We start from the raw sequence: 21,479 nt of genomic DNA, 5'->3' as shown, positions 1-21,479 counted from the left end.
AAGCGCTTTCGGGCGCGATCACCGTGCTATCGCAAGCGCCTGCAAGAAGACGGGTGCCTTCGGGCGGGCCACTGCGGCATTCGCTACGCAGTGCCATGAAAAAGCCGCCGCATCCGGACGGAATACGGCGGCGAAGGGCCTTTGCATGGTGGTTGCAGAGTGCCGATGCAACCAATTTGTAAGCTATCAGGGCGATAGTCGTTTGTCTATACCCCGAAACCATGCTCACAACGCAGCAACCGAGCGGCATGTGGCTGCACCGCCATCCCTCGTGCGGCCGCTCATTTCCCCCATCGCTTCCGCAGTCTCGCTAGCCTCGCCTCAACCGAGTCATATGCACGCGCCCAAAATGCGCAACCCTGCTCTGGCCGCGCCTTGAGCATCCGACCAACGCCGGGGTGGAAACACCATCCATGCGGGCCGCCACGAGCTAGCCCGCCGTAGTGCCTGCATTTCTCGCATGGACGATCGTCTGCCATTTTTGCGCCCCGAACACCTGTATGAATATACAGTATAGCCAGGGCTCGCGCGCTCTTGGCTATCATGAGGGCTCGCCACCTGGAGCAGCTCATGTGCACGAACTACGCCGCCGCGCGCCGCGACCAGCTCTTCAAGCACTTCGGGATCGAGCCACCCGACAGCCCATGGCGTGATGAGGTCTACAAGGACTATCCCGCGCCGATCATCCGGCGCGTGAATGGGTCCCAGCGGGCCGACGTGGCGACGTTCGGCATCGTGCCGCGCAAGCACATCCCCGAAGGTGTGAGGCCCTTCGACACGATGAACGCTCGCTCTGAGACCGTGGGCGAGAAGCGCAGCTTCAGTGGCGCGTGGAAAAAGCAGCAGCTCTGCCTGATTCCTGCCGAGGCGTTCTACGAGCCAAACTACGAGAGCGGGAAGGCGGTGCGGTGGCGCATTGGCATGGCCGACGGCGCGCCGTTTGCGATTGCCGGGCTGTGGCGCGAGTGGCGCGAGCCAGAAGGGCTGGCGCTGTCATTCACCATGCTGACGGTCAACTCGGACGAGCATCCGCTGATGAGCCGTTTCCACAAGCCGGGCGACGAGAAGCGCTCGGTGGTGATCCTGCCGCTCTCGGAATACGAAGGCTGGCTCGCGAGCGGCTCGATGGACGAGGCGCGCTCGTTCCTGAATCTCTTCCCGGCGTCGAAGATGCATGCGGAGGCATTCCCGGCGCCGCCGCGCGCAATGAAGGCGCCGGCAAATCGCGCTGGAGAGGCAGGCTCGTCATAAGTGGCGCCCCTGCCAGCCGACGGCAGTTAGCCGCTCATCTTGCCTGCTGCAGCTTGGACAATAGCCGCCATCTTAGCCTTGCGATTTTCACGCGCGATATACCACTCTTCGAAAAGAGTCTCTGTCAATTCAATGAGCAATCGGGCCTCGCTTGGGTCGACGTCGACGATCACATTGATGTCCTGCTGCATGTGGGCGCCGATGTTGCCAATGTCCTTCACAGCCTTTATTGCCGCCCAAGTCTCGGGATCGACTTTGTCTTCAATTGCCTTGATCTCAGCCCAAAGGGTTGGCCTTTCAATCGTCACATTCCAAAAATCTCTAATCATCCCCTGCAATACGCGCCGAGAAAGTGTTGCGGATGCTTTGGGGCTGAGTGTCGAGATTAGGCAGGCTTCGCGGTAATCCCTCTGTAGCACTTCGGGCACGCATGCAGGGAATTGCTTCGCCGCACCGAAAGGGCGCAGCCGCCACTCGTCCGTCTTTTGCCCCCTCCTAATGCCCACGTTCGTCACGATGACGTCGAACTTTTCAATGTCGATCGTGACTTCCGCGCATTCTGGATTTGGGCACAGCGTAAAGCGATTGGAGATAACGAATTTCGGCGTGCTCGCATTCATCGTAAACGTTGTGTTGCCATTTACGATCGATTGTTCGGTAATCGTCGAGTGCTTACCGCAGAAGGGGCAAAGCCAATTAAATGCGGTCATTCTTGTGTCCAGTTTGAACGCAAAAAAGCCCACGCAATGACGTGGGCTCGATTCCGAAATTCTGATTTTCGTTCCGAATTTCTCTATGCGAAATCTTCGGCAGCGCCTAAGCGCTTGATATTGCTGAATTTCTTGGGGTGGCTGATGGGACTCGAACCCACGACAACAGGAATCACAATCCGAGACTCTACGCAGCCACTAGATCGCCCTTGGCCCCGAGGCGCGATCTATCCATCTGGAGATTCTACCTTCCAGGGCGCGAGGGCTTCAAAAATTTTCCGCAATTTTCTCCGGAGCATTGCTGGATAAGGCGTTTCGGCTACTCGGTATACCTCGATTGCGGAAAGATTTTGAGCGCAAGCCGTTGAAAAGCATAGCGTTTACCCTGGACTCATAATCCGCCGGAGAAATCCCGTCGTCGGTTCGAACCCGACCCGGCCCACCATTCCAAAGCGTTCCAGGGAGTTCCTGGACGTTACGTTTTTTCTCACCCTCGGTCCAGATTGGATAGGGACGCCGGTCTTCCCGGACGTCCCCGTGTAGCCGCTTCATTCCGTTGACTGCCACGGAGTCTTGGGGGTAACTTTTGGGGTAGATCGCAAACTACGAAGCAAGATACCCCAGTGTCCCCACCGAGACCTCAATCCGCAAAGCCATGTCAAGTATGAAGGCTGTCACGCGGTAGTGATTAGGTACGCAGGAATTGAAAAGCAGTCCGAAGTTTTTGCATGGCTACTCGCAATGATGGGAACGTTACGACGGAAGTCGTAAAGATTTGCTAGCTACGCAGAGGTAAGAATAGTTATCGTAATAGCGCAATTGTGCGTCGTGTTTCGGTGGATACGTGCGCCCATGCACGCATCTGTGCAATCTTTGGGCGCTTTCATGGACGCTTCAAGTATGTTCAGAAACAGACAGGCGAGATCGTACTTGAACGCGCATGGCAGCTCGACGAGAGCCCTGTCGGGCAGAGCCTGATGAGCGCTCCAGGGAACGGACCAGCCTCGCGTCGTACGCAACGCGCGATGCGCATGAAGCTGGAGATCACATGCGCGGCGGACGGGGGCGCATGACGTGCTCGCGATGCCAGACGACGGCTTCAAGCCGCGAATGAAGATCGAGCTTGTGCAGCAGGTGCTTGACGTGGACCTTGACCGTACCAACGCTGATGTCGAGCTTGCGTGCAATGGCCTTGTTGCACAGGCCCTCGCCGAGATATTCGAGCACCTCCTGCTCGCGTGCCGAGAGATTGCCCTCATTGGCGTGAAGCGGTTGGCCACCCGAGAGCGCGTGAACGAGGTTACCAGTCACCGACTCGCTAAGCACTGCGGTGCCCCTGAGCACCTTGTGCAGGTTCAGACACAGCTCCTCAGGCTCCATGTCCTTGAGCAGATAGCCGTGCGCGCCAGCGCGTAGCGCGGCCACGACGTCCCGTTCGTTGTCGGAGACGGTCAGCACGATGAAGCGGGCGTCGACCCCGTTCTCGCGCAGCAGCGCAATTGTTTCGACCCCGCTCATCTCAGGCATGTTGAGGTCGACCAAGATCACATCCGGCTTGAGATTGAGCGCAAGTCGGACACCTTCGCGCCCCGACGACGCTTCGCCGATAACCTCAAAGCCCGGATTCATCTGGATGAGCTGTGCTACGCCGCGCCTGAACAGCGCATGATCGTCGATGAGAAGAACCGTGCTGACCGATTCCATGGCCTTTTCCTCATACATAACGACGACAAGCCGAGGATCCATCTGTGGCTTTAATTTTAATAATAGGCCACCGGTGCAATCGCGCGGTCGTTACGCCGCTTGCCGATAGCCCATCGCCGGCCGTTCGCCGGGTGGCGGGAAGACCCGCCAGAAGCCGTCGTCGTGCCGGAAGAAGAAAAGTGCTCGAGGATTGGTCGGATGCGAGACCTCTACGCAGACGAACCGCCTGTTGCCGGCCGCCGTGCGGCTGAACTGCGTCACGTGGGCCGGCGCTGCCGGGGTCGGCGCCAGCCATTTCTCCACCAGCCCGTGCAGGCCTCGTTTCAGGGTGTTCATCTCTTGCGTCCGTTTTGCTTCGTTGAGGTCTTGCTGCATCCTCTCACGGCGCAGCGTTGCTCATGCGGCCGCCCTGACGAGCTCGTCGGACAGCCCGAACTGGCGCGCGATCGTCAGAAGCCGCTCGCGCCACTCCCACTTGCCGAACACGTCGTGGACATTCTGCAGACAACTGAGCAGTTCGATCACAACCGGGTCGTAGATGTTGATCCGCGAGCGAAGCAGCGCCCTCCGCAACGCGGCGACGCCGGCGTCCATGTAGGCGGGTATCGCCTCCAATGACTGTTTGCCGATGTAGCGCACCGGCACCCCTTCGATCGCGCTCGCGTAATCGGAAGGCTTGATGAAGCTGCCGACAGGACATCCACCGTAGTTGCCGCGATAGGCCCCGCTACCCTGTGGCAGAAGCGCCGCGCGACCCTGGCGGAAGGGGGTGCTCCACGGCCTGGTCGAAGATCTGTTGACAGGTGAGAAAATCACGGCTCTTCACGATGCTGCTCCGCCAAATCTTGCAATGATGCGTGTCTCTAGTATGGCCGGTCGACAGCGTCTTGAAATCTGCCAGAGTGGGCTCCCCCTTTGGGCGTATTGGGTGCAATCTACCCAGCAAGCCACGATGGGGATGCGTGAGTTGCGTTGACTGAAGGTGGCTGAGGCAATCGCCGGGGCACTCGTGCGAGTACTTCAGCGTGGGTCGTTGGCGTCGTTGAGCATACGGTTGATTGGCGCATATGAAACCTCGCCGCCGGGTGAGGGGGCCGCTCTGTGAGTGACAACGAGCACGAAGTGTCTGTTGCAATAAGGCGCTCCCCTATGATGTGGGGAACGACATGATTGACAGAAAGCTCGATAAAGACGTTGAATCCGGCGGTAGCCCGAGTGCTCAAACGCCTGCATTACCCGCTCGAAGTGATCCTGACTTGCGTGCTTTGGTACGTGGCCTATCCGCTGAACTTGCGGCATTTCGGTCGATCACTCGACTGTGCATCGCTGGGCCATCAAGCTGTTGCCGGTGCTGGAGAAGGCGTCGACAGGGACGGCAACACCATTGATTTTCTGCTGTGCGCGCATCGGGACAAGACGGTTGCCCGGCGTTACTTTGAAAAATCGATCGCCAACGGCGGCGTGCCTGAGACGGTAACCATCGACAAAAGCAATGCCAATCTCGCCGCGCTCGAAGCGATCAATGCCGATCGTGAAACGCCCCTCAAGATCCGTCAATCCAAATATCTCAATAACCTGGTGGAGCAAGACCATCGGGCGATCAAGCGACGCACGCGTCCCATGCTGGGGTTCAAGACTTTTCGGTGCGCTCGGATCTTTCCTTCTGGCCGGCATTGAAGTGATGCACATATGATCGGGAAAGGACAGATGAAGTGTGCTCGCGGAACCCATCCATCTTCTGCCGATCAGATTCTGCGATCTCGTAACATAAGCAGTACTTGGAATCCCAACACCGCTGGCACCTTCAATCTTATTGCGACAAAGCCTATCGAGCGGGCATCGCCGGTGAAAGATGCAGAGGGAGCGTCGTCAAACGGGTCGGGACAATTACCGATATCGAAGAACAGAAGCGTGCGCTGACCACTGCGGCCGACCATGCTAACCGCAGGAACATAGGTTGATTGTCGTATAAGTTGCTGTACATGAATTCTAGGTAGGATCAAACGGCCTCGGTCGACAGTGGCACCTGCAGCCCCGCTTTGAAACATCCGACAACGACTGAAGTTCGGACATGGCGAATGTTGTCGTCCCCACTGAAAAGCCGGTCGCAAAGGGCTTCATAATTGCTCATCGATTACGCAGTGACTACCAATAAATAATCAGCCTGTCGCTATAACGTAGCACTGCTGTACAGCTGGCTCGAGAGCAAAGCGTTGTCTCAGCTGAACAGTGCAGGACGGGCGCTCGTCATGAACGTGCACTTCTACCGTGAGTGTAAGCGGCTGTCCAAGGATGGCAGCGTCAAGTACGGCGACTTCGGAGATGTGTCCGTCGCTGGTCGAAAAATGAATCAGTTGCCGCAGATCGGCGTCTGCGGGAAAGGGCGCGGGCCGTGAGTCCGGCCGCGGGACGGTTGGGGCGCCATCATGTCCTCTGTCGAGATTTTCGCTTTTACGCGTCCGGGCGCGTGACAGGCGCCGATTTCATGAGTTCATCAAATGCTCGTGAGTGAGTGCTTTTATCAAATCATAAAAACAACAAAAAAATTAATGCATTGATGATTCGATTGGGCCTTCGTTAAGCGCTATTCGAGCCTCGGGTTTACCTCGATTCTGACTGTAAACCAGCCGTCGTGCCTAAGTGTTTATCCTTAATTCTCGAGATTTTTGCCGTCGCGGCCACCGTATGGCACGGATGCTGCATTGAAGTCCGGGCATGAAGGAGACCCCCACCATGCACAAACAACCGGCATCAGCACAAGCCGATACCGACTCGATTGACGCGCTCAATACGACCCGCAAGTTCGTTCGGGTCACCGGAATCAACCCGCGAGGGTTCGTCGAGTTCGAGTTTTCGGTCGGCATTCCGGAGCTTTGCGTCGAACTGATGTTGCCGCAAGAGGCATTCGAGGAGTTCTGCGTCGCGCAGAACGCCGTGCGGCTTGCGACCGAAGACGAACCCATGACCAGCAGGAGCAAGCAGTGACCATCGATCTAAAGACAGTGGATATCAAGCCGCTGCGGCACACGTATGCCCACGTGGCGCAGCACATCGGCGGAGACAAGACGGCGTCGCGCTATCAGGAAGGCATCATGGGTGCCCAGCCCAGCACGAACTTCCACTACCGTCCCACGTGGGACCCGGAGCACGAGCTGTTCGACACCGGGCGCACCGCCATTCGTTTGCAAAACTGGTATGCACTGAGGGACCCGCGCCAGTTCTACTACGCGTCGTGGACCATGACGCGCGCGCGCCAGCAGGACACCATGGAGGCGAACTTCGAGTTCGTGGAATCGCGCGGCATGGTTGGACTCATGTCCGACGAACTCGTCAATCACGCCTTGCGGGTGCTCGTGCCTTTGCGCCACGTCGCGTGGGGCGGCAACATGAACAACTCGCAGATCTGCGCGATCGGCTACGGCACGGCGTTCACCGCGCCGGCGATGTTCCACGCGATGGACCATCTGGGCATTGCCCAATACCTCACGCGGCTTGCGCTCTCGATGTCGGGTCCCGAGCGCCTGGACGAGGCGAAGCAAGCCTGGATGTTGGACCCCACGTGGCAAGCGCTGCGCCGCTATGTGGAAGACACGCTGGTGCTCCAGGACCCGGTGGAACTCTTCGTCGCGCAGAATCTCGCGCTCGACGGCCTGCTGTATCCGCTCGTGTACGAGCGCTACGTCGACGAACGCGTGGCGCTTGCCGGCGGCAGCGCAGTGGCAATGCTCACGGCCTTCATGCCGGAATGGCACGACGAGACTATCCGCTGGGTCGACGCGGTCGTGAAGACCATGGCAGCCGAATCCCAGGACAACAAGGCCGTGCTGACCCAATGGCTGCGCAACTGGGAAGAGCAGGCGGCCACGGCGCTGCTCCCGCTCGCGGAGCTGGCCTTCCCGGCGAGCGGCCATAGTGCGCTCGACGAGACGCGCCAGCAATTGCGCGCGCGGCTGGCCAAGCTCGGTATCGACTATTGAATCCCGCCGGCTAACCGGCTAACCCATTCAGGAAATATTCATGTCCAACGTATTCATTGCCTTTCAGGCCAATGAGGAGTCCAGACCAGTGATCGAGGCAATCCTCGCGGACAACCCCGAGGCTGTGGCGGTCGAGTCTCCGGGCATGGTGAAGATCGATGCCCCCGGGCGTCTCACGATTCGGCGGGAAACCATCGAGAACCTCATCGGCACGCGCTTCGATTTGCAGCAGTTGCAGGTCAATCTCATCACGTTGTCCGGGCATCTCGACGAAGACGACGACCAGTTCACGCTGAGCTGGAAACACTGAACAACGCAACACGGACACTACCAGGAAGGAGACACGAATGGACACGCCTGTGCTGAAAAAGAAACTCGGCCTGAAGGAGCGATATGCGGCCATGACACGCGGCCTCGGCTGGGAGACCTCCTATCAGCCGATGGAGAAGGTTTTCCCGTTTGATCGCTACGAAGGCATCAAGATTCACGATTGGGACAAATGGGTCGACCCGTTCCGTCTGACGATGGACGCGTACTGGAAATACCAGGGCGAGAAGGAAAAGAAGCTCTATGCGGTGATTGACGCATTCACGCAGAACAACGCGTTCCTCGGCGTCACGGACGCACGCTACATCAACGCGCTGAAGCTCTTCATTCAAGGCGTGACGCCGCTCGAGTATTACGCGCACCGCGGCTTTGCGCAGGTCGGCCGCCACTTCACAGGTGAGGGCGCGCGCGTCGCGTGCCAGATGCAGTCGATCGACGAACTGCGTCACTACCAGACCGAAACGCATGCCATGTCGACGTACAACAAGTTCTTCAACGGCATGCATCACTCGAACCACTGGTTCGACCGCGTCTGGTATCTCTCGGTGCCGAAGTCGTTCTTCGAGGACGCCTGCACGTCCGGGCCGTTCGAGTTCCTCACCGCGGTGAGCTTCTCGTTCGAGTACGTGCTGACCAATCTGCTGTTCGTGCCGTTCATGTCGGGCGCCGCGTACAACGGGGACATGTCGACCGTCACGTTCGGCTTCTCCGCGCAGTCCGACGAGTCGCGCCACATGACACTTGGCATCGAGTGTATCAAGTTCATGCTCGAGCAGGATCCGGACAACGTGCCGATCGTGCAGCGCTGGATCGACAAGTGGTTCTGGCGCGGCTACAGGCTGCTTACGCTGGTCGCGATGATGATGGATTACATGCAGCCCAAGCGCGTGATGAGCTGGAAGGAAGCGTGGGAAATGTATGCGGAGCAAAACGGCGGCGCGCTGTTCAAGGATCTCGCGCGTTACGGCATTCGCGAGCCGAAGGGCTGGAAGGACGCGTGCGAAGGCAAGGACCACCTGAGCCACCAGGCGTGGGCCACCTTCTACAGCTTCGGCGCGGCGGCTCCGTTCCACACATGGCTGCCGCGGGAGGATGAAATGGCGTGGCTTTCCGCGAAGTACCCGGAGAGCTTCGACGCGCTCTACCGGCCGCGCTTCGAGCACTGGGGCGAACGCGCCAGGGCGGACGAGCGCTTCTATGTGAAGACGCTGCCGATGCTGTGTCAGACCTGCCAGATCCCGATGTTCTTCACCGAGCCTGGCGACGCGACGAAGACCTGCGGGCGCGAGTCGGAATATCTGGGCAATCGCTTTCACTTCTGCAGCGATCACTGCAAGGAGATCTTCGATCACGAACCCGAGAAGTTCACCCAGTCGTGGCTGCCCGTGCACCAGATCTATCAGGGTAACTGCTTCAAGCCCGGCACCGACCCCACGAGCGAGGGCTTCGATCCTCTCGCGGCCGTACTCGATTATTACGAGGTGAGCCCGCGCGACAGTATGGACTTCGAAGGATCGGAAGACCAGAAGAACTTTGCAGCCTGGCGTGGCCAGGCCACGAGCAACTGATTTGACGACGCATTGCAGGAGAGAACCGTGACCGTCATTGCAACCCAACCCTACCGCTTCCCGCTGCAGGACACGGCGGAGAAGTTTCCCGCTCCGCTGCTTTATGTCGGCTGGGAAGACCACCTGATGTTCCCGGCGCCGTTCTGCCTGCCGCTGCCGCCGCAGACGCCTTTCGGCGCGCTGGCCGGGGAGATCCTGCCGGGCATCTACGGCTATCACCCCGACTTCGCGAAGATCGACTGGAGCGCGGTGCAGTGGTTCAAGTCCGGCAAGCCGTTTCAGCCCGAATTCGCGAAAACGCTCGCCGAAAACGGCATTGGCCACAAGGACCTGATCCGCTTTCGTACGCCGGGCCTGACCGGCATAAAAGGATCCTTTAGCTGAGCGGCAGCTTACGTTTTTGCGGGCCGCTTGCAGCGGCCCGGTTTGCGAAAAGCCATTGCGGCAGAAATTGACGTTTGAAGCACGGATCGACCATGAGCCATCAACTGACCATCGAGCCCCTGGGCGCCACCATCGAAGTCGAGGAAGGACAGACCATTCTCGATGCGGCGCTGCGCCAGGGCATCTATATTCCGCACGCGTGCTGTCACGGCCTGTGCGGGACCTGCAAGATCGAGATCCTCGAAGGCGAGGTCGATCTGGGCGACGCCAATCCGTTCGCGCTAATGGACTTCGAGCGCGAGGAGCGCAAGGCGCTCGCCTGCTGCGCGACGCTCATTGCGGATACGGCAATCGAAGCGGACGTGGAAGAAGACCCGGACGCCGAAATCATTCCGGTGAAGGATTTCACGGCGGAGGTTGCGCGCATCGAGCAACTCACGCCCACGATCAAGGCGATACACCTGCGGCTGGCCGAGCCATTGCATTTCCAGGCAGGCCAGTATGTGCAGCTCGAGATTCCGGGCATGCACGAACGCCGGGCGTTTTCCATCGCCAATGCCCCGGCCGATGCGGCGGCCACGGGAGAGATCGAGCTCAACGTGCGGCAGGTGCCCGGCGGTACGGGCACGGGCTACCTGCACGAGAAGCTCGCGGTGGGCGACAAGGTGAACCTGTCCGGCCCTTACGGGCGGTTCTTCGTGCGCAAGTCGGCGCAGGCGCCGATGATCTTCATGGCCGGCGGCTCGGGGCTCTCGAGCCCACGCTCGATGATCCTCGATCTGCTGCGAAGCGGCTGCAAGCAGCCGATCACGCTGGTCTACGGCCAGCGCAACGCGGCGGAGCTGTACTACGACAAGGCGTTTCGCGAGCTGAGCCGCGAGTATCCGAACTTCACCTACGTGCCCGCCTTGTCTGAGCGCGCCAACGACACCAATGGCACCAACGGCACGAGCGAGCCCGTCGCACACGGCTTCGTTCACGAAGCCGCTAAGGCCCATTTCGACAACAACTTTGCCGGGCACAAGGCGTACCTGTGCGGGCCGCCCGCGATGATCGACGCGTGCATCACCACGCTGATGCAGGGGCGGCTTTTCGAAAGCGACATCTACCACGAGAAGTTCATCTCGGCGGCGGACGTTCAGCAGGTGCGCAGCCCGCTCTTCAGAAGGGTTTGACGTGGACGCGAGTGAGCGCAGCGTGAGTGTGACGATCACGCAGACCGGCGAGCGCTATCGCTGCTCGATCGAGGAGTCATTGCTTGCCGGCATGGCGCGGCTTGGGCGCCGGGGCATTCCCGTCGGCTGCCTGAACGGCGGCTGTGGTGTGTGCAAGGTACGTGTGCTGGAGGGCGAGGTTCGCAAGCTCGGGCCGGTGAGCCGCGCGCACGTGAGCGTGGAGGAAGAAGCGGCTGGCTATTCGCTCGCGTGCCGGGTCGCCCCGCAAGGCGATGTGGCGCTGGAAGTGGCCGGCAGGATGCAAAAGCCGTTTTTCAAGGGATTCGCCTGCCATGCATCCCTAACTTATACCGAATAGAGAAGGAGGAGAGCAATCATGGGTGTGATGCGAATCGGCCATGCCAATCTGAGGGTAATGGACATGGATGCGGCGCTCAAGCATTACAAAAATGTTCTGGGCTTGAAGGAAACGCTGCGCGACAGCGAAGGCAACGTCTATCTGAAATGCTGGGACGAGTGGGACAAGTACTCGCTCATCCTGAGCCCGGCGGATCAGGCAGGATTGAACCACGTCGCGTACAAGGTGGAGAAGGACGCCGATCTCGACGCCTTGCAGGAACGCATCGAGGCCTACGGCATAAGCACGCAGATGCTGCCGCCAGGCACCCTGCCCGCAACCGGCCGTATGCTGAAATTCAATCTGCCGAGCGGACACGAGATGCGCCTGTATGCGTACAAGGAGCAACTGGGTACCGACGTCGGCACGCTCAATCCCGATCCGTGGCCCGACGACGTGAAGGGCTCGGCGGTTCACTGGCTCGACCATTGCCTGCTGATGTGCGAGCTCAATCCGGAAACCGGCGTCAATCGCGTGGCCGAGAACACACGCTTCATGCAGGAGTGCATGGATTTTCATCTTGCCGAGCAGGTGATGGTGGGACCGGGCAACAGCATTCAGGCCGCCACGTGGATGTTCCGCAGCTCGACGCCGCATGACATTGCATTCGTCGGCGGCGCGAAGAACGGCCTGCACCACATCGCGTTCTTCCTCGACGACTGGGCCGACGTGCTGAAGTCGGCCGACGTGATGGCCAAGAACAAGGTGAAGATCGACGTCGCGCCTACGCGTCACGGCATCACGCGCGGCACGACCATCTACTTCTTCGATCCGAGCGGCAACCGCAACGAGACGTTCGCGGGCCTGGGATACATGGCGCAGCCGGACCGGCCCGTGACCACCTGGACCGAAGACCACCTGGGGCGCGGCATCTTCTTCCACTCGGGTGAGATCAACGAAGCCTTCACCACGGTGTACACCTGACATGGCAGCCGAATCCCGCGCGCCGGCGGCCAGCGAGGGCATGAATAGCGCACTCAATGCCGCATCCAATAGCGTCGAGGCGCGCACGATCGACTGGCCCGCGGCCAGTCGCGCAGCCGAAGCCGCCGCCCGCAAAGCGCAGCAGCTAGGCGTGTGCGTAAACGTTGCCGTGGTCGACGCGGGCGGGAACCTCGCGGCGTTTGTGCGGATGCCGGGCGCGCCGTTGCACTCGATCGAGATCGCGATCGACAAGGCGTACACCGCGGTCAGCTTCGGCTTGCCCACGGGACGCTGGGGTGAAGCGCTGCAAGCGCATTCGGAGGCGGTGCGGCAAGGCATCGCGCTGCGCCCTCGCTTTATCGCTTTTGGTGGCGGTTTGCCGTTCGCCGAGGACCGGCAGCGCATTGGCGGCATAGGCGTATCGGGCGGCAGCGAAGAGCAGGACGGCCCTGCGCCCAGGCCGGATTGCGCGTACTCGGCCTAGCCGATACGTGAGGTCCGCAAGCGCGGCATCGCAATGCGGCACCACACATTTCATGGAACACGAACACATCGTCGAGACCATCATGCTGAAGACAGAACCCAACGGCGGGCCGCTCGGCGCCGCCCATGCACCCGGCAGCGGCATCCGGCTGGTCAGAAACTTCATCGACGGCGAATACCTCGACGGCCAGCGCTGGTTCGAAAAACGCTCGCCACTGAACAACGCCGTTATCGCTCAGGTGGCCGAAGCGGGCCGCGAAGAAGTCGATGCGGCGGTGCGTGCCGCAAGGGCGGCGCTCAAAGGCCCTTGGGGGACGATGACCGTGCCGCAGCGCGTGGTTCGACACCGAAGAGGAAGTCATTCGCCGCGGCAACGATAACGACTGCGGTCTCGCCATGGCGGTATGGACAACGAACCTTTCGCGAGCACATCGGGTGGCCGCGGCCATCGAAGTCGGCCTCGCCTGGGTCAACTCGTGGTTCCTGCGTGACTTGCGCGCGCCGTTCGGCGGCGCGAAGCAGTCGGGCATCCGCCCGGAAGGCGGCGTGCATTCGCTCGAGTTCTACACGGAGCTCAAGAACGTGTGCGTCAAGCTTTGAATGACCGCATCGATTCAATTTTGCCATTGGGAAGCTTCATGGAATCCACCTTGATTACTGAACTGGGCGACAGACTCTACGGCGCACTCACTGCGCGCGAGACGCTGGCGCCGCTGACCGACAGCCACCCGGGAATGTCGATCGACGATGCGTACCACATCCAGCAGCGCATGGTGCAGCGCCGGCTCGACGCCGGCGAGACGGTCATGGGCAAGAAGATCGGCGTGACGTCGAAGGCGGTGATGGACATGCTGGGCGTCTATCAGCCCGATTTCGGCTATCTGCTCTCGGGCATGGTGTACGGCGAAGGCGAGAGCATCGCGCTCGATACGCTGATCCAGCCCAAAGCCGAAGGCGAGATCGCCTTCGTGCTCAAGAAGGACCTGATGGGCCCCGGCATCACCAACGCCATGGTGCTTGCCGCGACCGAATGCGTGATGCCGTGCTTCGAGATTGTCGATTCGCGCATCCGCGACTGGAAGATCAAGATTCAAGACACCGTAGCGGATAACGCCTCGTGTGGTGTGTTCGTGCTGGGCGATCGTGCGGTGAGCCCGCGCAACGTGGACCTGAACACCTGCGGCATGGTGCTCGAGCGAAACGGCGAAGTGATCGGCAGTGGCGCGGGCGCGGCGGCGCTGGGCTCGCCCGTCAACGCGGTGGCCAGGCTAGCCAACACGCTCGGGCGTCTCGGCATTGGCCTGAAGGCTGGCGAAGTGGTGCTCTCCGGCGCGCTCGCGGCCATGGCGGCGGTGAAGGCCGGCGACAGCTTCCGCGTCGCCATCGGCGGCATCGGCGCGTGCTCGGTGCGCTTTGGTTGAACATCATCGACATTCAGAAGGACATTTCACCATGACACAGAAAATTCGTTGCGCGTTGATCGGGCCCGGCAACATCGGCACCGACCTGCTCGCCAAACTGCTGCGCAGCCCGGTGCTGGAGCCCGTCTGGATGGTGGGCATCGACCCCGAATCGGACGGCCTCAAGCGCGCTCGCGAGCTGGGCATCAAGACGACGGCCGAAGGTGTGGACGGCCTCGTGCCCCATGTGAAGGCCGACAACGTGCAGATCGCCTTCGATGCGACGAGTGCCTACGTTCACGCGGAAAACAGCCGCAAGCTCAACGAGTTGGGCGTGATGATGATCGACCTCACGCCCGCCGCTATCGGGCCGTATTGTGTGCCGCCGGTGAACCTCAAGGAGCACATCGGCAAGCGCGAGATGAACGTCAACATGGTCACCTGCGGCGGTCAGGCAACGATTCCGATGGTGCATGCCGTCTCGCGCGTGCAGCCGGTGGATTACGCGGAAATCATCGCGGCGGTTTCGTCGCGCTCGGCAGGGCCCGGCACGCGCAAGAACATCGACGAGTTCACGCGCACCACCTCGGCGGCCGTGGCGAAGGTGGGCGGCGCGAAAGCGGGCAAGGCGATCATTGTCATCAATCCCGCCGATCCGCCGCTCATCATGCGCGACACCGTCCACTGCCTGACCGAGGGCGAGCCCGACGAAGCACGCATTACCGAATCCATTCACGCGATGATCGCCGAGGTGCAGCGCTACGTGCCGGGCTACAAGCTCGTGAACGGCCCCGTGTTCGACGGCAAGCGTGTGACTGTCTATCTCGAAGTGGAGGGCCTGGGCGACTACTTGCCGCGCTACGCGGGAAATCTGGACATCATGACCGCCGCGGCCGCGCGCACGGCCGAGATGTTTGCCGAGGAGCTGCTTGCGGGCCGCATCTCGCTCGCGCCAGTTGAGAGCGCAACGGCTTGAGGAGCGTGGCCGCCGTGTGGGCCTGCTGCCGATTTACCCGAATATCGAAGGAAACATCATGAATCTTCCAGGCAAACGCATTACCGTCCACGACATGACCTTGCGCGACGGCATGCATCCGAAGCGCCACCAGATGACGCTCGACCAGATGCGCAGCATCGCCCAGGGCCTCGACGAAGCCGGGGTGCCGCTTATCGAAGTCACGCACGGCGACGGCCTCGGCGGCTCGTCGGTCAACTACGGCTTTCCGGCTCACACCGATGAGGAATATCTCGGCGCCGTGATTCCGCTGCTCAAGCGCGCGAAGGTATCGGCGTTGCTGCTGCCCGGCATCGGCACCGTCGACCACCTGAAGATGGCCCACGAACTGGGCGTTCATACGATTCGCGTGGCGACCCATTGCACCGAGGCCGACGTGTCCGAGCAGCACATCACGCTCGCACGCAAGCTGGAGATGGACACGGTGGGCTTCCTGATGATGAGCCACATGAACAGCCCGCAGGGTCTCGTGAAGCAGGCGAAGCTCATGGAGGGCTATGGCGCTAACTGCATCTATATCACCGACTCGGCAGGCTACATGCTGCCCGAGGATGTGAGGGCGCGCCTGAGCGCGGTGCGTGAAGCGCTGCAGCCCGAAACGGAGCTGGGCTTTCACGGCCACCACAACCTCGCGATGGGCGTGGCGAACTCGCTTGCCGCAATCGAGTGCGGCGCCAACCGCATCGACGGCGCGGCCGCGGGCCTGGGCGCCGGCGCGGGCAACACGCCGCTCGAAGTGTTCATCGCGGTGTGCGATCGCATGGGCATAGAGACGGGCGTGGACGTGTGGAAGATCCAGGACGTGGCCGAAGACCTCGTGGTGCCGATGATGGATTTCCCGATCCGCATTGACCGCGACTCGCTCACGCTCGGCTATGCCGGCGTTTACGGCTCGTTCCTGCTGTTCGCCAAGCGCGCCGGCGAAAAGTACGGCGTGCCTGCACGCGACATTCTCGTCGAGCTCGGCCGGCGCGGCATGGTGGGTGGCCAGGAAGACATGATCGAAGACACCGCGCTCACCTTGAAGAAGGCGCGCCAGCAGATCGTCAGCAAGGAAGCAGCATGAACCTTTCCACTGAAATCATCCACTCGCTTGCCGAGCAGCTCGATGCGTGCGCGCTGCACGCGCGCGACACCGTGAAGATCACCGACACGTGGCCTGAGATGGACTGGGACGACGCATATGCCGTGCAGGACGCGATCCGCGCGCGGCAGTTGCGGCGCGGGGCACGGCTCGTCGGCTACAAGGCTGGGTTGACCTCGCACGCAAAGATGCGCCAGATGGGCGTGGATACGCCCGTGTTCGGCTATCTCGTCGATGCGTACTCGCTCGAAGACGGCGGTGCTTGCCGTTCCAGCGAGCTCATCCACCCGAAAGTGGAGCCCGAGATCGCGTTCGTCACCAAAGCCGAATTGAAGGGGCCGGGCTGCCATATCGGCAGCGTGCTGGCCGCGACGGACTTCGTCATCCCAGGCATCGAAGTGATCGACAGCCGCTACCGCGATTTCAAGTTCGACCTGAAGAGCGTGGTGGCCGATAACACCTCGGCAGCGCGCTTCGTGGTGGGCGGCCAGCCGATGTCGGTGGACGGCGTGGACCTGCGCACGATCGGCATTGTCATGGAGAAGAGCGGCCAGCCGGTTTCGTTCGGTGCGGGCGCCGCCGTGCTCGGGCATCCGGCGGCGGCGGTGGCGATGCTGGCCAACCATCTTGGCGAGCGCGGCGAGTCGATTCCTGCCGGCAGCCTGATTCTCTCGGGCGGCATCACGGAAGCGGTTGCCGTCGAAGCCGGGGACAGCATCACGTTGCGCGTCCAGGGCATGGGGTCCACTGGGTTGCGCTTCATTTGACGAGGAGAACGCCGTGCCGATTGCTCATCTTTATATCCTGGAAGGTCGAGACGACGAGAAGAAAGAGCGCTTGATCGCTGAGGTTAGCGAAGCGATTCATCGCGCCATCGACGCACCGATCGACTCGGTGCGCGTGATCATCACCGAGATGCCGAAGGCGCATTTCGGCATTGCCGGACAAAGCGCGAAAAAGCGTGGACGGTAGTGCTTGTGTGAAAGCCGTGGAGAACCCGATAGATTGTCTAACCAGGTAAACATCGAATCGTGCAGACCAATCCCGAAATCGGCAGGAGCATTCTTGCCAATGGCATCCGGACCAACTATCACGATCTTGGCGAAGGACCGCCCGTATTGCTGATCCACGGCTCGGGGCCGCGCGTGACGGCGTCGGCGAACTGGCGGCTCACCATGCCGGAACTGGCTGCTCGATGTATTCGCGTTCGACCGCACGCTGGTGAACGATGAGCTAGCGAAGCTGCGCTATGACGCGAGCGTGCGCCCGGGCTACCAGGAAGCGTTCGCAAAGATGTGTCCGGCGCCGCGGCAACGCTGGGTCGATTCGCTGGCGAGCCCAGACGAGGCGATTCGCGCGATCCCGCACGATACGCTGATCGTGCATGGGCGTGAAGACCGGGTGATTCCGCTTTCAGGTTCGCTCCGGCTGCTGGAGTTGATTCCGCGGGCGCAGTTTCACGTCTTCGGCCAATGTGGGCACTGGACGCAGATCGAGCACGCCGCTCGCTTCAACAAGCTGGCGACGGAGGATTTCGGCGAGACGAACGGCTAGTCGAGCGCAAGCTGGGTGGACGCGCAAGAGCGTGCTTTTTTGCGCATCGACACAACGGGGCTTTCGGTATTCGAATTCATGCATTGAGTACATCAATAAGTAGTATTAAACACATGTCAGGAGACAGATGTGAAAGGCAATTGCATTCGTGGGGCGGTGGCGCTTTGCGCGGCGGTATGGGGGGGGCAGGCATACGCGACCGACGTGTTCAATCTCGAGGGATACGGGCCGATCTCCCGCGCGATGGGGGGAAGCGGGGTTGCCTATAACGTCGGGCCGGCGGCGATGATGCTGAACCCGGCTACACTCGGGCTGATGAGCGACGGGAAATACGTCAATTTCGGACTCGATGTCGTAACCACGGATATCCGGGTGACCAATACGGCAAGCGGCGAGTCGGTGAGCTCGGGGAATCACGGCAACAACAATGGCCCGTACTTCGCGCCCGAAGCGGCATTCGTCTATCGGCAGGGCAAGTACGCCTTTGGGGTGGGCGCGTTTGCCGAAGGCGGACTCGGCACGCAGTACGGCGGCAGCAGCTCTCTTTCGCGTACGACCACCAACAGCATCGACACCGGCCTCGACAATTTCTCTAGACTCCTGGTGCTGCGTATCCCGTTCGCCGTTGCCTATAACGTGACCGACAAGCTGACGGTGGGTGGCTCCCTCGATGCCGTCTGGACCTCCCTGAATCTGGGCATGTTGCTGGATGCGTCGCAGATCGGCTCGCTAGCGAGCCAGCACCGTGTGTCCGGCTCATTAGTTCCCACGCTGGTGAGCGTGCCCGGCCTCTCCGGCGGATACGTCAACTTCGCGCACAATGGCATGGTGGGCGGAGGGGCGGATGCCTGGGGAATCGGCGGCAAGCTTGGCCTGACTTACCAGCTCACGCCGAACACGCGCGTCGGTCTCGCGTATAACTTCAAGACGCACGTGGGCGACCTGGGCGGGCACGCGAGCTTGACCGCAGTGAGCTCCGTGGCGGGCAACATTCCGCTCAATGGCAACATTACCGTCCATAGCTTCGAGATGCCCGCGCAGTTCACGGTGGGGATCAGCCACACGTTCAATGAGCATTGGAGCGTCTCGGCGGATTATCAGCGCGTATTTCTGGCGAGCGTGTTCAGGGATATCAACGTGAGCTTCGTGCAATCGGGCACTGGCGCGAACCTCAATCTGTCTCTGCCGCAGAACTACCGGGACATCAACGTGTTTGCCATTGGCGCGGAGTATCGCTACAACTCCAGCCTGGCTTTGCGCGCGGGTTTCCACTACGCACAGGAAGCCGTGCCGAACAACATGCTGTTCGCGGTCATTCCAGGCATTCCGACCACGACGGTCACCGGCGGTGTCTCGTACGCGTTCAGCAAGAACGATGTGATCGACCTGGGCGTATCGTACGCACTCCAGAAGGCACTGACCAACACGAGCCTGCCGAACACTTCTGTGCCTATCAAGGTGACCCATTCCCAATTGAACGCGGCGATCTCGTATCAGAAGCGCTTCTAAGGCGTTCGGCAGGGGCGAGGCGCGGCGCGCGAGTGCCTGCCTCGTTACCCTGGGGCTGCGAACGGCCCGGATCAGCCGCGCTCGATGGGGATGCCGTATTTGCGCAAGCGGTAGGCCAGCTTGGGCCGGCTGATGCCGAGCACGCGGGCGGCAAGCGAAAGATTGCCGTTGGCTTCGGCAACGGCCGCGCGCAGCATGGCGGCTTCGGTTTCGGCGAGCCCCGGAATTCCGGCGCCAAGGGTGGGGGGCGGGTTCGCCTCGGCCGGTTCGCCAAGCGGCGCGATATTGCCGCTACGCTTGAGCATGAACGACGAAACGTCGATTTCCTCGCCCGTGGTGAACAGGTGGCACAGGTCGAGCGCACCGCCGTCTTCGGCAAGAATCACGGCGCGCTCGATCATGTTTTCGAGTTCGCGCACGTTGCCGGGCCATTCATAGTTGAAGAGGGCGTCCACCGCGCGCTCGCGAAAGCCCGTGATCTGCTTGCCGTGTTTCTTGGCGAGGCGCTGCAAAAACCAGTTCATCATCAACGGAATGTCGTCGCGCCGGTCGCGCAGCGGCGGCACCTGAATCGGGAAGACGTTCAGGCGGAAGAACAGGTCCTCTCGGAACTGTCCCGCCTTCACGGCCTCGCGCAGATTCACATTGGTCGCCGCCACGACTCTCACGTCGATCTTGCGCGTGCGCGTGTCGCCTACCCGTTCCAGTTCGCCCTGTTGCAGCGCGCGCAGCAGCTTGCCCTGGGCCGTGAAGCTCAGCGTGCCGACCTCGTCGAGAAAGAGTGTGCCGCCGTTGGCGCGCTCGAAGCGCCCCGGGCGCGAAGACGTCGCGCCTGTATAGCCGCCGCGCTCCACGCCGAATAATTCGGATTCCATGAGATGCTCGGGAATCGCCGCGCAGTTGACGGCCACGAACGGCCCGTCCGCGCGCCTGCTGAGGCGATGCAGGTTGTTGGCGAAGACTTCCTTGCCCACGCCGCTTTCACCGAGAAAAAGCACCGTTGCCTCGGTAGGGGCGACCTTGTTGACCATGTGGCAGACCGTGTTGAAACCCGCTGAGATGCCCACGACGCCAAAGCTGTTTTCCGGGGCGTTTGCGAGCCGCTGGGCAATGCGGCTCGTGGCGGGCAGCACCGCCTGCGGCGCGAGCGACCATTTGACGAAGTCGCCGATCTGCAGGAAGCGCAGGTCGTCCTGCGGGTCGTCCCAATCTTCCACCGGCTTGCCAACCACCCGGCATTTCGCGTGGCCCATTCCCCGGCATTCGATTTCGCGCCAGAGAATCGGGCGCCCCATGAAAGCGCTCGTATAGCCGCAGGCATAGCCGATCAGCATCCAGCATACCGATTCGTTGCCGATGCCGTAGCTCGCGATGTGGGCTTCGGCTTCGGCACAGTCGATCAGATAGAAGTCGCCGAAGTAGTGGCCGCGCTCGACATCGATATCGAGCGCAATCGGCTCGCAATGTACGATGCCTTCGAGCGATACGAGTTGCGGACCCGCGAGAAAATCGTCGTAGCGGTTGGAGCCCGCGCGTACCTTGCGCGTCATCGCGGCGTCATGCGAACCGGCCTGATAGCCGATGCGCGTCACGAGCCCGCGAGCTGTTTCCTTGCCGAGGCTCTCGATCAGCTCCTGGCGCAGGGCGCCAAGCGAGCTGATGTGCATGAGCATCATGCGCTGGTCGTCGAGCCAGATGCGGCCCTGCTGCGGCGCGAAGCGCAGCCGCTTGGCCAGATCGTGGATGGCGGGAACGCGGATCTCCCTGGACCGCTGGCGCTCTGCCAGCCGGCCGTGGGTATCCGTGCGAGCGGGAGCCCGGGTGGCTCCGCGCGTGCTTCTCTTGGGCATGCTGACCTCGATGGCTACCGGAGTGGCGCCCGAGGCCACGCGCGAAGTGGCGGAATCGCCGCGCGGAGGATGCGCTGCCTGCGCCGGGAGCTGAAAATTGGGCAATAACCGGATCAGGTTACTCCACCACTTTTGCAGTGGCGATTGGTGTTAATACGCGATCCTGA

At 61.3% G+C, this 21,479-nt stretch carries 21 protein-coding genes and 5 pseudogenes; 21 read left to right on the top strand and 5 right to left on the bottom strand.

From position 1 onward, the window contains the following. Positions 1 to 570: 570 nt before the first annotated feature. A complete protein-coding gene (locus P5W99_RS24345) occupies positions 571 to 1,251 on the top strand; it encodes an SOS response-associated peptidase (RefSeq protein ID WP_434663402.1) in 681 nt (226 codons plus the stop codon). 26 nt (positions 1,252 to 1,277) lie between these two features. Here P5W99_RS24345 and P5W99_RS24340 read toward each other — a convergent pair whose 3' ends face one another. The 4 genes and pseudogenes from P5W99_RS24340 to P5W99_RS24325 all read right to left on the bottom strand — a co-directional run bounded on the left by P5W99_RS24340 (position 1,278) and on the right by P5W99_RS24325 (position 4,491). Further along, positions 1,278 to 1,961, bottom strand: coding sequence for a DUF4145 domain-containing protein (locus tag P5W99_RS24340; RefSeq protein WP_434663400.1), 684 nt, complete (start codon positions 1,959 to 1,961; stop codon positions 1,278 to 1,280). 1,044 nt (positions 1,962 to 3,005) lie between these two features. Continuing rightward, positions 3,006 to 3,665, bottom strand: coding sequence for a two-component system response regulator NarL (narL, locus tag P5W99_RS24335; protein WP_434663399.1), 660 nt, complete (start codon positions 3,663 to 3,665; stop codon positions 3,006 to 3,008). A gap of 90 nt (positions 3,666 to 3,755) precedes the next feature. Then, complete coding sequence (locus tag P5W99_RS24330) at positions 3,756 to 4,001, bottom strand: hypothetical protein (RefSeq protein WP_434663397.1); 246 nt, start codon at positions 3,999 to 4,001, stop codon at positions 3,756 to 3,758. Positions 4,002 to 4,061: 60 nt separating this feature from the next. After that, positions 4,062 to 4,491 (bottom strand): annotated as a pseudogene (locus P5W99_RS24325) (hypothetical protein). A 359-nt stretch (positions 4,492 to 4,850) separates the two neighbouring features. Between P5W99_RS24325 and P5W99_RS24320 the strand changes: the two are divergent. The 20 genes and pseudogenes from P5W99_RS24320 to P5W99_RS24225 all read left to right on the top strand — a co-directional run. Continuing rightward, positions 4,851 to 5,414: pseudogene (locus P5W99_RS24320) on the top strand (IS6 family transposase); the annotation flags it as partial. A gap of 500 nt (positions 5,415 to 5,914) precedes the next feature. Then, a complete protein-coding gene (locus tag P5W99_RS24315) occupies positions 5,915 to 6,061 on the top strand; it encodes a hypothetical protein (protein WP_434663394.1) in 147 nt (48 codons plus the stop codon). A gap of 337 nt (positions 6,062 to 6,398) precedes the next feature. After that, positions 6,399 to 6,650 (top strand): phenol hydroxylase subunit, encoded by a 252-nt coding sequence (locus P5W99_RS24310; RefSeq protein WP_434663391.1) that lies wholly within the window; start codon positions 6,399 to 6,401, stop codon positions 6,648 to 6,650. Beyond that, positions 6,647 to 7,642: an aromatic/alkene monooxygenase hydroxylase subunit beta gene (locus P5W99_RS24305; RefSeq protein ID WP_434663389.1), complete on the top strand. Its 996-nt coding sequence runs from the start codon at positions 6,647 to 6,649 to the stop codon at positions 7,640 to 7,642. The genes P5W99_RS24310 and P5W99_RS24305 overlap by 4 nt, the downstream gene beginning before the upstream one ends. Before the next feature lie 40 nt (positions 7,643 to 7,682). Beyond that, the gene (locus tag P5W99_RS24300; RefSeq protein ID WP_434663388.1) at positions 7,683 to 7,952 is read left to right on the top strand and encodes an MmoB/DmpM family protein; all 270 of its coding nucleotides are present in this window, start codon (positions 7,683 to 7,685) and stop codon (positions 7,950 to 7,952) included. Between the two features lie 37 nt (positions 7,953 to 7,989). Then, on the top strand, positions 7,990 to 9,537 hold the full coding sequence (locus P5W99_RS24295; protein ID WP_434663385.1) for an aromatic/alkene/methane monooxygenase hydroxylase/oxygenase subunit alpha: 1,548 nt from the start codon (positions 7,990 to 7,992) through the stop codon (positions 9,535 to 9,537). A 27-nt stretch (positions 9,538 to 9,564) separates the two neighbouring features. Then, entirely contained in the window at positions 9,565 to 9,921 is a 357-nt protein-coding gene (locus P5W99_RS24290; RefSeq protein WP_434663382.1) for a phenol hydroxylase subunit P4, read from the top strand. Positions 9,922 to 10,013: 92 nt separating this feature from the next. Next, positions 10,014 to 11,096 (top strand): NADH:ubiquinone reductase (Na(+)-transporting) subunit F, encoded by a 1,083-nt coding sequence (locus tag P5W99_RS24285; protein WP_434663379.1) that lies wholly within the window; start codon positions 10,014 to 10,016, stop codon positions 11,094 to 11,096. A 1-nt stretch (position 11,097) separates the two neighbouring features. Then, positions 11,098 to 11,454: a 2Fe-2S iron-sulfur cluster-binding protein gene (locus tag P5W99_RS24280; RefSeq protein ID WP_421025922.1), complete on the top strand. Its 357-nt coding sequence runs from the start codon at positions 11,098 to 11,100 to the stop codon at positions 11,452 to 11,454. Positions 11,455 to 11,472: 18 nt separating this feature from the next. Continuing rightward, positions 11,473 to 12,417: a catechol 2,3-dioxygenase gene (locus P5W99_RS24275; RefSeq protein ID WP_421025921.1), complete on the top strand. Its 945-nt coding sequence runs from the start codon at positions 11,473 to 11,475 to the stop codon at positions 12,415 to 12,417. A gap of 40 nt (positions 12,418 to 12,457) precedes the next feature. After that, a pseudogene (locus P5W99_RS24270) lies at positions 12,458 to 12,912 on the top strand (GlcG/HbpS family heme-binding protein). A 41-nt stretch (positions 12,913 to 12,953) separates the two neighbouring features. Then, the gene (locus P5W99_RS24265; protein WP_421025920.1) at positions 12,954 to 13,280 is read left to right on the top strand and encodes an aldehyde dehydrogenase family protein; all 327 of its coding nucleotides are present in this window, start codon (positions 12,954 to 12,956) and stop codon (positions 13,278 to 13,280) included. Continuing rightward, positions 13,240 to 13,500: pseudogene (locus tag P5W99_RS24260) on the top strand (aldehyde dehydrogenase family protein); the annotation flags it as partial. The gene P5W99_RS24265 and the pseudogene P5W99_RS24260, both read left to right, overlap by 41 nt. Before the next feature lie 38 nt (positions 13,501 to 13,538). Next, on the top strand, positions 13,539 to 14,321 hold the full coding sequence (gene dmpE / locus P5W99_RS24255; RefSeq protein ID WP_421025919.1) for a 2-oxopent-4-enoate hydratase: 783 nt from the start codon (positions 13,539 to 13,541) through the stop codon (positions 14,319 to 14,321). 31 nt (positions 14,322 to 14,352) lie between these two features. Further along, positions 14,353 to 15,276 carry an acetaldehyde dehydrogenase (acetylating) gene (locus P5W99_RS24250; RefSeq protein WP_421025918.1) on the top strand — a complete coding sequence of 308 codons (924 nt, stop codon included), beginning with the start codon at positions 14,353 to 14,355 and terminating at the stop codon, positions 15,274 to 15,276. 58 nt (positions 15,277 to 15,334) lie between these two features. After that, on the top strand, positions 15,335 to 16,381 hold the full coding sequence (dmpG, locus tag P5W99_RS24245) for a 4-hydroxy-2-oxovalerate aldolase (RefSeq protein WP_421025917.1): 1,047 nt from the start codon (positions 15,335 to 15,337) through the stop codon (positions 16,379 to 16,381). Continuing rightward, positions 16,378 to 17,166: a 2-oxo-3-hexenedioate decarboxylase gene (gene dmpH / locus P5W99_RS24240; RefSeq protein WP_434663375.1), complete on the top strand. Its 789-nt coding sequence runs from the start codon at positions 16,378 to 16,380 to the stop codon at positions 17,164 to 17,166. Before dmpG ends, dmpH begins: the two co-directional genes overlap by 4 nt. Positions 17,167 to 17,179: 13 nt before the next feature. Next, entirely contained in the window at positions 17,180 to 17,371 is a 192-nt protein-coding gene (locus P5W99_RS24235) for a 2-hydroxymuconate tautomerase (protein ID WP_421025915.1), read from the top strand. A 59-nt stretch (positions 17,372 to 17,430) separates the two neighbouring features. Then, a pseudogene (locus P5W99_RS24230) lies at positions 17,431 to 17,953 on the top strand (alpha/beta fold hydrolase). A 129-nt stretch (positions 17,954 to 18,082) separates the two neighbouring features. After that, a complete protein-coding gene (locus P5W99_RS24225) occupies positions 18,083 to 19,462 on the top strand; it encodes an OmpP1/FadL family transporter (RefSeq protein ID WP_421025914.1) in 1,380 nt (459 codons plus the stop codon). A 71-nt stretch (positions 19,463 to 19,533) separates the two neighbouring features. Here P5W99_RS24225 and P5W99_RS24220 read toward each other — a convergent pair whose 3' ends face one another. Continuing rightward, positions 19,534 to 21,312 (bottom strand): sigma 54-interacting transcriptional regulator, encoded by a 1,779-nt coding sequence (locus tag P5W99_RS24220; RefSeq protein WP_421025913.1) that lies wholly within the window; start codon positions 21,310 to 21,312, stop codon positions 19,534 to 19,536. Positions 21,313 to 21,479 lie beyond the last annotated feature (167 nt).

The sequence above is a fragment of the Paraburkholderia sp. A3BS-1L genome, from assembly GCF_051125215.1.
GTDB lineage: Bacteria > Pseudomonadota > Gammaproteobacteria > Burkholderiales > Burkholderiaceae > Paraburkholderia.
Note: the sequence above shows the minus strand (reverse complement) of the source record. Positions and strands in the feature narration are given on the sequence as shown.